Annotated in this window: 10 protein-coding genes; 7 read left to right on the top strand and 3 right to left on the bottom strand. The window is 67.6% G+C overall.

All coding sequences use genetic code 11. From position 1 onward, the window contains the following. The first annotated feature begins 6 nt into the window (after nucleotides 1–6). The 5 genes from MBA17_RS50525 (at nucleotide 7) to MBA17_RS23595 (ending at nucleotide 3,431) form a co-directional block, all read left to right on the top strand. Nucleotides 7–138, top strand: a complete 132-nt coding sequence (locus tag MBA17_RS50525) for an ATP-binding cassette domain-containing protein (RefSeq protein ID WP_455432827.1) — start codon at nucleotides 7–9, stop codon at nucleotides 136–138. Next, nucleotides 132–386: a P-loop NTPase family protein gene (locus MBA17_RS23610; RefSeq protein WP_238498730.1), complete on the top strand. Its 255-nt coding sequence runs from the start codon at nucleotides 132–134 to the stop codon at nucleotides 384–386. Before MBA17_RS50525 ends, MBA17_RS23610 begins: the two co-directional genes overlap by 7 nt. Before the next feature lie 311 nt (nucleotides 387–697). Further along, nucleotides 698–1,099: a hypothetical protein gene (locus MBA17_RS23605; protein WP_238498729.1), complete on the top strand. Its 402-nt coding sequence runs from the start codon at nucleotides 698–700 to the stop codon at nucleotides 1,097–1,099. Nucleotides 1,100–1,605: 506 nt separating this feature from the next. Beyond that, nucleotides 1,606–2,490 (top strand): hypothetical protein, encoded by an 885-nt coding sequence (locus MBA17_RS23600; RefSeq protein WP_238498728.1) that lies wholly within the window; start codon nucleotides 1,606–1,608, stop codon nucleotides 2,488–2,490. Then, nucleotides 2,487–3,431 carry a hypothetical protein gene (locus MBA17_RS23595; RefSeq protein WP_238498727.1) on the top strand — a complete coding sequence of 315 codons (945 nt, stop codon included), beginning with the start codon at nucleotides 2,487–2,489 and terminating at the stop codon, nucleotides 3,429–3,431. Before MBA17_RS23600 ends, MBA17_RS23595 begins: the two co-directional genes overlap by 4 nt. A gap of 35 nt (nucleotides 3,432–3,466) precedes the next feature. Here MBA17_RS23595 and MBA17_RS23590 read toward each other — a convergent pair whose 3' ends face one another. Beyond that, a complete protein-coding gene (locus tag MBA17_RS23590; RefSeq protein WP_238498726.1) occupies nucleotides 3,467–4,696 on the bottom strand; it encodes a serine hydrolase domain-containing protein in 1,230 nt (409 codons plus the stop codon). A gap of 356 nt (nucleotides 4,697–5,052) precedes the next feature. Here MBA17_RS23590 and MBA17_RS23585 point away from each other — a divergent pair, with 356 nt between their 5' ends. Then, on the top strand, nucleotides 5,053–5,775 hold the full coding sequence (locus MBA17_RS23585; protein WP_238498725.1) for a GbsR/MarR family transcriptional regulator: 723 nt from the start codon (nucleotides 5,053–5,055) through the stop codon (nucleotides 5,773–5,775). A gap of 21 nt (nucleotides 5,776–5,796) precedes the next feature. Here the strand turns inward: MBA17_RS23585 and MBA17_RS23580 are convergent, their stop codons facing one another. Together MBA17_RS23580 and MBA17_RS23575 are read right to left on the bottom strand one after the other, a co-directional pair. Beyond that, entirely contained in the window at nucleotides 5,797–7,317 is a 1,521-nt protein-coding gene (locus MBA17_RS23580) for an FAD-dependent monooxygenase (protein WP_238498724.1), read from the bottom strand. 219 nt (nucleotides 7,318–7,536) lie between these two features. Then, complete coding sequence (locus MBA17_RS23575) at nucleotides 7,537–8,397, bottom strand: SDR family oxidoreductase (protein WP_238498723.1); 861 nt, start codon at nucleotides 8,395–8,397, stop codon at nucleotides 7,537–7,539. 131 nt (nucleotides 8,398–8,528) lie between these two features. On the opposite strand from MBA17_RS23575, the gene MBA17_RS23570 reads away from it, so the two are divergent. Further along, the gene (locus MBA17_RS23570; RefSeq protein WP_238498722.1) at nucleotides 8,529–9,140 is read left to right on the top strand and encodes a TetR/AcrR family transcriptional regulator; all 612 of its coding nucleotides are present in this window, start codon (nucleotides 8,529–8,531) and stop codon (nucleotides 9,138–9,140) included. Nucleotides 9,141–9,213: the final 73 nt, after the last annotated feature.

Here is a 9,213-nt window from a genome sequence, read left to right as displayed (position 1 = left end):
TCCTACGTGCCGGACGTGCCGATCCTGCCGACGTTCGACCTTCGGATCCCGGCGGGGCAGACGGTGGCCGTGGTCGGCGCCACCGGTGCCGGGAAGACCACGCTGGCCAAGCTGATCTCCCGTTTCTTGCCGTGCTGATCCTGGACGAGGCGACCTCCAGCCTCGACGTACCCAGCGAGCGCCTGGTCCAGCGGGCGCTGCGGACGATCCTCGCGGACCGGACCGCGCTGATCATCGCGCACCGGCTCTCCACGGTCGAGATCGCCGAGCGGGTCCTCGTCATGGAGGGCGGCAGGCTCGTCGAGGACGGCCCGCCCGACGAGCTCATCGCCGGCTCAGGTCGCTTCGCGGGCCTGCACCAGGCGTGGCTCGACAGCCTGGCCTGATCCCCTGGGGCCGAGGCGGTCGGCGATCCGTACCGCCTCGGCCCTGGCCTTCGTCTCGCGGCCGATCACGTCGAAGCCGACGCCTCCAGGGCCGCCGGCAGCAACGCCCACACCGACTGACGCCCACCCACGCGCGAGCCGCCCCCGACTGCGTCGCTCCCGGAAGAATCACCACCCCCGGAGCGCCCTGGCGATCACCACGGCACGGTGTCCGCGGTTCACTCGTTGACCTGCTTGCGCTTGAGTCGATAGTCGGCTTCTTATAGGCGATCTAAATCCGAACCATATCGGCGCCCTGTAGAACGGTTGCCATGTTCAAACACCTCAAGGGAGCCGCCGTCTCACTCGGGACCGCAACCTTCCTGACGTTGACACTGGCCGCCGCCCCCGCACAAGCCGCCACAGCCGGCGATATCCCTGTGGACAGATGTAAGAGCGGGAACTTCTGCATCTATGACCCGCCCAGGTATCCCCTCTGGCAGTACAGCGGGAACCTGACTCACACCCACACATTCGACGGAGGGTCGTCGTGGATCAGGAATAACGGAAAAAGAGTCGCCGGCGCCGACCATATCCGCGTTACTTACAACTATTTCGGCGAATCCAAGAAGACAATCTGCCTGCATCCGCCGGGCGATGGCACGACCATCAAGAAATTCACCAAAAAGGAGAGAGTTAACATTTTCAGTGTCAAATGGATCGGCGCCTGCTAGAGACCTTCAAATGTGAGGGTTATATGGTCTGGCCTGGGGCGTGAGTTGGCAGGCGATCGTTGTGGTGCAGGCGCAGCCTGCCATCCCCCCGGCCCCCGTCCTCGGCCACGATCAGGCCGTCGGGGGAGCACCTTCTCGCATCACCATCGGGTGGTGACGGGGTCGGCGGGCATGCTCCTGTTCATGCCTCGACGAGGGCCTGCGCGTCACCCCGGGAGAAAGGTGCGCATCCGTCCAGTGTGTTGCTCGGGTGAAGCGGCGTGCCTTGCGCTCGATCAGGTCGCCGGGCAGGTTCCACCGCCGGTCTGATCTCGGACGCCAGCGTGCCCCATCACCGGATTTGGCGGCCATACCGGAAACATACCCGGCACCGGTAGGGTCCGCTGGTGCACCTGGTGATCGCCCTGATGTTATGGCTCAACCCGCTCCCCCCAGGGGTTCAGCCGAGGTTCCCCGCGCCGGTCGACCTGTGCGCGACCGTCGACCGGGACCTGGTCAAGCGGCTCGTGCCCGACGCCGACACCAGGCTGGACGGGCAATATTGTGTCTGGACACAGCGGGGCGCAGAACTGACGGTCAGGGAAGTCACTTCGGACGGGGACCCTTGGGACCGCACCTCTGCGCAGGCTCACGAGGAGTACCGCAGGCGCCTGATCGTCGACCTCCGCCCGGACAATTCCCCAGATTCCGAATGGATCAATAACAAGTTCCGCGAAGTGACCACCACGAAAGCACGGGTGGTGGAGGGCGTGGGGGACGAGGCCCACTTGCTCGACCACCTCTCCGCGGGCACCAAGCAAGTAGAGTTCGTCAAGGTTCTCTTCCGCACTGGCAACCTCCTGGTGGAGGTCGAGTACTTCGCGTCCGACCGGCCGGTGAGCGCCCACCGCCTGCGTCAGGGCGCGGTGTCGGTGAGCCGCCGCATGGCGGCCGCACTCGACCGGATGGGCCCACCTGAACCGACGCCCACGCCAGCCCCCGGCACCTACGCGGAGCCACCGATCGCGTGCGCCCTCCTCAGCCCTGAACAAACGGAGAAGCTCGTCGACCCGGAGGCCTACGCGCGGACCTCGCACTCCGCGACCTGCACGTGGGAGAAACCGAACACGGCATGGGATCCGCAGCTGAAGCTGCAATTCTGGGCTCCCCGGCGCGGCCCGGCGGGCGACGGCATCGCCCAGGCGAAGGAGATGTTCGCCGGATGGAGAGACCCGGAGTCGGCGGCCCTTGACATCGCGGACGAGGCGCTCGCCTTCTATCCCGGTACACCCCAGATACCCGGCCTGCCGGTGGTGGCCTTCAGGAAGGCCAACCTGATCGGCTACGTGCAGGCGCGCGACCCGGCAAAGGCCGAGCAGGCCGCACGGTGGATCGTGAAGGCACTGCCGTGATCAGAATGGCCATGGCCGTACTCCTGCTGCTCACCGCCGCCTGCTCGGCGGATCCCGCGCCGCCTCGCCCGGCCCAGGCCGCGAGTCCCCCGCCGTCCGGGCCCGGTAGGTTCGCCGGGGCCCTCGATCCCTGCTCACTGCTCACCGTCGAGCAGGTGGAACAACTGGTCACGCTCGCCGAGCAGGAATATGACGAAGCGGGATGCACCTGGTCGACCCCGAGCCCCGGGCTGCCGCCGCCCGCGAGATATACGCTCGAGGTCGGCGTCCACCTGGCCGCCGATGTGGCGGCGGCTCACTCCTTCTTCACCAAGCCCCCGGACTCCGCCTTTCCCACGATGCTGGTCGCGGACCCGCCCGAACCTCACGTCAACGCGAATGTGGGTGACGAGTCGTTCATCCTCGCACCCCCCATAGGGTTGCATGCCACGGCCCTGACCTTCCGGCTCAGCAATGCGGTGATCAACATCAATTACGGCTGGCAGGCACCGCCCGGCCCGCAGCACCAGGAGCGTGCGCTGAAGGCCGCGCAGTGGGTCGCCGAAGCCATGGACCGGCCCGGGCCCACCGTCAACCCGTCGGACGGGCGCTTCGCGGCGGCGCCGTACGCCTGCTCCCTGCTGCCGGAGGGCGTCCCCAAGTCGGCGACCCAATGCGGCGGGCTCAAGGTGCGGCACGCGCGAGCGTGGCAGGGCAAGAGCGGGATCACCGTGGCCAAGGAGATCTTCGCCTACTACAGGAGGTGGGCTGAAGAGCCGGCCAAACCCGTGAAGGGTCTGGGGGACGAGGCCTTCTCCGAGAAGTACGGGTCCCGGGTGACGCTGTGGGTGCGGGTGAGCAACCTCGTCCTGGAGATCCCGTACAACAAGGAAGACGGCAAGGTGACCCCGGAGATGCGCGAAGCGGCCGCCGAGGTGGTGAGCCGCCTGCCCGCCCATTAGAGCGTGACTCATTTGGATTCGATGGGGGCTTGGGGTCAGTTGTCGAGTGCCTGGTAGAGCGTGGTCCAGAAGTCGTGGATGAGGTGTGCCGCGTTCGGGGCTGACATGCCGACCTGGGTGAGCAGGATGCCGGTGAGTTGGTTGGCGGGGTCGGCGTAGGTGGTGGTGCCGGCTCCGCCGTCCCAGCCGAACTGGCCGATGGGGGCGTAGTCGCCGCGGTAGGTGCGTACCGCCATGCCGAAGCCCCAGCCGCCGTGCTGGCCTTGGCCGAAGGAGATGTGGACGTTGTTGGTGGCCATGGCGTGCCGGGCGGCTTGCTGTTCGGGGGTGAGCCGGTTGGTGGTCATCAGTTCGACGGCGGGCCGGGACAGAACGCGTTGGCTGCCGTGCATGCCGCCGTTGAGCAGCATGCGGAAGTAGGCGTGGTAGTCGTCGGCGGTGGAGACCAGCCCGCCGCCGCTGCCCGGGAAGGCCGGTGGCCGGCTCCATCGTCCGCCCACAGCTTCGTCCCACACGTGGAATTCGCCGGTTTGGGGGTCGGGAGCGTAGAGGGTGGGCAGCCGGTCGATCTGGTCGGCGGGGACGTGGAAACCGGTGTCCTTCATGCCGAGGGGGTCGAAGACGCGTTGGCGCAGGAACGTCTCGAACGGCTGGCCGGTGACCCTCGCGATGAGCACGCTGAGGACGTCGTGGCTGATCTGGTACTGCCAGTGCTGTCCGGGCTGGTGCATCAGCGGCAGCGTGCCCAGGCGGCGCATCCACTCATCCGGTCCGGGCATCGGCTCCGGCAGATCGGGTGTGAGGCCCTGTTCGAAGATGGCGTTCATGATCGGGGTGCCCAGTGCCGTCATGTCCATGCCGAGTCCGAAGGTGGAGGTCAGCAGGTCTCGTACGGTGATCGGCCGCCGGGCCGGCACGGTGTCGTCCAGCGGGCCGTCGATCCGCTTCAGCACCTGCCGGTCGGCCAGTTCCGGCAGCCACGGCTGCACCGGGTCGTCCAGTCGCAGCCGGCACTCATCCAGCAGAACCATCGCCGCCGCCATCGCCACCGGCTTGGAGGTGGAGGCCATCCGGAAGATCGTGTCCCGGCGCATCGGCGCGCCGCCGTCATGGCGCATCGTCCCGATCGCTTCGACGTGCGTCTGGTCGCCCCGGCCGACCAGGGCGACCAGTCCGGGAATCTTCCCGGACTCGACATGCCTGGCCAGCACGTCGTGCAGTCTGCGTAGCCCTGCCTCGGAGAAGCCTCTATTGCCGTGTTCCATCATCGATCTCCTTGCGAACAGTGGTCGATTTCTGCGAGCCCTGTCCCGGCGTGGCGCTCATGGCCTCGGCGAGTCGGAGCTCGGTCACAGGACTCCCTCGGCGGTGCCACTGGCACCCGCTAGTGTTCGGGAATCGCTGAACATCTGCGACAGTACTTTGCGTTCATGTATTCGTCAACATAGAAAATGGCGCATCTGACCTGCTAAATTCGGCTCAGTAGGCTCGCATTGCAATGATTGTGATGCTGAATGCAATGGGAGATCAAGATGAGAATTGCAATGGGCTGCCGGTGAACGCACACTTGCAGCGGAGTCGCCGAGCTTCACGCGTGTCGACAGAGGGGGGCCGAGCACCGATGCCCGGAGGCAGACTCACCAATGAGGATCGTCAGCACATCGCCGCGTGGCTGGCCGAGGGGCTCGGATACGCAGAGATCGGCCGGCGTCTGGGGCGGCCCGCCTCGACCATCATGCGGGAGGTCACCCGCAATGGCGGACCCGACGATTACGGGGCGGACGTGGCGCACGAGGCCACACGGCATCGTGCGCGCCGGCGCAAGCAGGCTCAGCCTCCGGTGCCGACGATCCCCGACGGCGGCCATGGGCGTGACCCCCTCGCGGTGCGGGACTTCACGCAGTCCTTCACCGCTCTCCTCGTTCAGCAGGGCATGCCCCGGATGGAGGCCAGGGTGCTGGCCTGCCTGTACGTCACCGACTCCGGCACTCTCACCGCCGCCGACCTGGTCCAGCGGCTTCGCGTCAGCCCGGCGTCGGTCTCGCACGCCGTCGCCTTCCTCGAACAGCAGGGAACGCTCAAGCGGGAACGGGTTCCCGGTGGGCGCCGCGAACGCTATGTCATGGACGATGAGATCTGGCTCCGGTCCCTCCTTGCGGCTCAGCAGATGAACGACGCCCTGGCGGCCGCATCGCGGCGCGGAGCCGAGATTCTCGGGGCCGCGACCCCGGCGGGCGCCCGTTTCGAATCCTCCGCCGAACTTCTTGTTCTGGTGACCGAGGCGTTCCGGCAGGTCATAGAGCAGTGGCGAAGGCGCCCGGGTGCCCGGAACGCCGGGGAATAGTGTGGTGATCCGGTCGTCGTTTCAGGGTGTGCCGAACCAGGCGGAGAGTGCTTCTCGCAGCGCGGGCGCGGCGGTGTCGGCGGGTTCGTCGATGGTCGCGGCCCAGGCGATGTGGGCGTCCGGGCGGATCAGCAGGGCGTCGGCCGGTCGCTGATCGGTCTTGGCGGTACGGATCTCGACCCGGCCACGCACGGTCTCGCGGAGGTCCGGGCGGTCGGCGAGGTCGAGGAAGATGGGCCGAGCGGTGTGCATGAGTTCCGCGACACTGGTCATGCCCTGGTCGGTGTGCAGGGTGAGGTCGGGTGCGAAGGTGCCGGCCAACGGGTGGTGGTGGGAGCCGGGCATCGGGTAGCGGATGTCGGTGCCGGCGACAAGGGCTCCCATCCGGCGCAGCGGCTGCTCGTCGGCGAGTAGTTCCTGGAAGACTTCCCGGAGTGCTTCGGCGGCCGGGTCGTGCCCGCGCCGCAGTGCCACCTGGGCTCGGGTGTGCAGCATGGTGCGGGCGCCGGCGAGGTGGCGTTCGCCGTGGTAGGTGTCCAGCAGGCCGGTCGGCGCCCAGCCGTGGACGTCGGCGGCCAGCTTCCATGCCAGGTTGACCGCATCCAGCATGCCGGCGTTGATTGCCACACCGGTGGCGGGGAACAGGTGCGCCGCATCACCGGCCAGCAGGATCCGCCCGTGGCGGTAGCGCTCGGCCTGGTGGGCCTTGAAGGTGAACCGCGACAGCCGGATCGCTTCTCCCACGGGCAACCGCACGCCGAGCACGCGGTGGAGGCTGTCCTGGAGTTCGGTCACGGTCATCGGTGTGTCGTCGTCGTATTCGGTGGTCTCGTCTTCGATCGTGTAGAGGGAGACGAACCGGGAGTCGGGCGACGCGGCGACTCCGAAGAGGCCGTGGTCCGTCCGGGTGAAACCCGCGCGGATCGTGCCGAAGCCGGGGACCTCGAGATCGCCGTTGCCGTGTTTGGTCACCGTCTCGGGCAGGGTGACCTGGGCCAGCCGGTTGACCTCTGGATAGGTGGTGCCGGGGAAGCCGATGGCGGCCCAGTCACGGACCCGGCTGCGTGCCCCGTCGCAACCCACGAGGTAACGGGCGCAAACCTGGTACGGCCCGTCCGGGCCCCGCACGTCCACCCTCACCACGGCGTCGTCCTGGCTCACCCCGACCACCTGGTGTCCGCGGCGGATGTCGACACCGAGTTCGCCGGCGCGGTCGTCGAGCAGCCGCTCGAGTTTCTGCTGCGGTAGCGACAAAGCATGCATCGGCGGATCTGCCAGCTGGGTGAAGTCCAGGTGCACCCCGCCGAACGGGAAACGAGGAGCCGGAGCAGGGCCGGTGCAGGCTGCTTCGAATCGTTCCAGCAGGCCTCGGTAGCGCAGCAGCTCCAGGATCTGCCCGCCGAGACCACCGGCCTTGGGGGTGTCTCGGCGCTGCGGGTGCCGCTCCAGCACCAGCGGTCGCACCCCGGCCAGACGAAGTTCGGCGGCCAGCATCAGGCCGGTCGGCCCGGCCCCCACAATGATCACATCGGCGTCCGTCATCGGCCGCTCCTCTCGCGGGGTTTCGTCGCGTCCGCGCGCGGCCCGGTCGCCGCCAACGTTTCCGCGGGTTTCGGCAGGGACGGGTTGGGTGCCGGATGAGGGATGACCGATGCGCATATGAGCGTCCTCCTGATGTCGGCATGGCCGAGTGGACTCGGCGGAGCTGCCGGTGCGGCGGTTCTGGTGTCGGAAAGGCCGGTGTTGACGCCGGTCCGCCGGTCAACCGGCGGTTTCGGGGGCCGGTACGGCGTGTTCGGCGGCGCGGCTGACCTGCTCCCAGGCGGCCCAGGTCTCCATCCGCCGGCGGGAGATGTCGAAAGCCAGATCGTAGACCATGCTGCCGAGCAGCATCCGCAGCGGTGGGTCTTCGCTGTCGACCAGCTTCAGCAGTGCCTCGGCGGCCAGACGCGGCTCACTGTCGATCGATCCCTCGCCCCACTGCTTCTCCAACTCGGCGCGCAACGGGCCGTACTCCGCCGAAGGCGACGTCGTCGTCATGCTGGTGTAGAGGTCGGTCCAGTAGCCGCCGGGCTGGAGGATGCTGAGCTTGACGCCGAACGGCGCGGCCTCCATCGCCAGTGCCTCGCTCATGCCCTCCAGCGCGAACTTGCTCGCGCTGTACATCCCGGTGCTCGGGAAGCCACCCAGGGCGGCGATGCTGGAGACCTGCACGATGTGACCGGATGCCTGGGCACGCAGGTGCGGCAGGACGGCCTGGCAGACCCACATCGCCCCGAAGAGATTGACCTCCAGTTGGGCGCGCGCCTCGGCCTCGGTGAACTCCTCGACCATGCCCGAGGACATGGTCCCGGCATTGTTCACCACGATGTCGAGCCGGCCGAAGTGCTCGACGGCGGCGTTCACGGCGGCGAACACCGCGTCGCGGTCGGTCACGTCCAGGGGAAGGGCAAGGAGCCGGTCTCCGTACCGGTCGTCGAAGTCCTGTCGCGTGATGGTCCGGGCGGCGGCGGCCACTTGATCGCCGCGCTCCAGCGCGGCGAGAGCGAACGCACGGCCCAGGCCGCGGCTGGCTCCCGTGATGAACCAGGTGCGGGTAGGGGCGGTATCCGGGGTGCGCATATGCAGAACTCCGATCGGTTGCGTACTTCTCTTCGAGACGATCCGTCTCGTCTCGAAGAGTGACGGTACCGGACCCCCTTTGTCGAGTCAAGACGGACCGTCTCGTCTCGTTCGTTTGTTAGGTTTACGGCATGACGACACAGCGCAAGCCCTCCTCCCACACGACCCGCCGGAACGAGGCCTCCCGGCGGGCCATCCTCGCCGCAGCCTTCGAGTTGGTGCAGGAGGTGGGATACGCCAAGCTGAACATCGAGGGCATCGCAGCCCGGGCCGGTGTCGGCAAGCAGACGATCTACCGCTGGTGGCCCTCGAAGGGGGCGGTGCTCTTCGATGCGTTCCTCATGCTCAGTGAGCAACCAGACGGCGGAGAAACCGCCCTGCCCGACACCGGTGATCTGGAGGCAGACCTGAAGGCGGTACTCCGAGCCACGATCGAAGAGCTCAACGATCCGCGCTACGACGAGCCGATGCGCGCCCTGAACACTGAAATAACGCACGATCCGGCGCTTGCCGCTTTCTACGCGGAACGACTGGGCGGCCCGATGAGAGAGCTGAAGAAACAACGACTGCGCAGCGCCCAGCGGGCCGGGCAACTGGCCGAGGACCTCGATCTCGACGTGGCCGTCGACCTGCTTTGGGGACCGCTGCTCAACCGATGGCTCCAGCGCGGCGGAGCGCTCACCCCCGGCTATGCCGACAGCATCGTCAAGACCGCTCTCAACGGTCTGCGCCCGCGTCGCTGAGGCTTGCCGAAACCGCCCTTGAGTTCCTTTGCGACGCTAAGGATCCGTACAGGCCAAAGGCTGTACTTCGCCT

Origin of the sequence: Dolomitihabitans soli, from assembly GCF_022213955.1 — a bacterium.
Taxonomy (GTDB): Bacteria; Actinomycetota; Actinomycetes; order Streptosporangiales; family Streptosporangiaceae; genus Streptosporangium_A; species Streptosporangium_A soli.
The sequence above is the reverse complement of the archived record's forward strand: the minus strand, read 5'-3'. Positions and strand labels throughout refer to the sequence as shown.

Bases quoted from the DNA above. Each gene is read 5' to 3' on its own strand.
- MBA17_RS23605 (WP_238498729.1), top strand. From the start codon at position 698: ATGTTCAAACACCTCAAGGGAGCCGCCGTCTCACTCGGGACCGCAACC.
- MBA17_RS23590 (WP_238498726.1), bottom strand. From the start codon at position 4,696: ATGGAACACGGCAATAGAGGCTTCTCCGAGGCAGGGCTACGCAGACTG.
- MBA17_RS23585 (WP_238498725.1), top strand. From the start codon at position 5,053: ATGCCCGGAGGCAGACTCACCAATGAGGATCGTCAGCACATCGCCGCG.
- MBA17_RS23580 (WP_238498724.1), bottom strand. From the start codon at position 7,317: ATGACGGACGCCGATGTGATCATTGTGGGGGCCGGGCCGACCGGCCTG.
- MBA17_RS23575 (WP_238498723.1), bottom strand. From the start codon at position 8,397: ATGCGCACCCCGGATACCGCCCCTACCCGCACCTGGTTCATCACGGGA.
- MBA17_RS23570 (WP_238498722.1), top strand. From the start codon at position 8,529: ATGACGACACAGCGCAAGCCCTCCTCCCACACGACCCGCCGGAACGAG.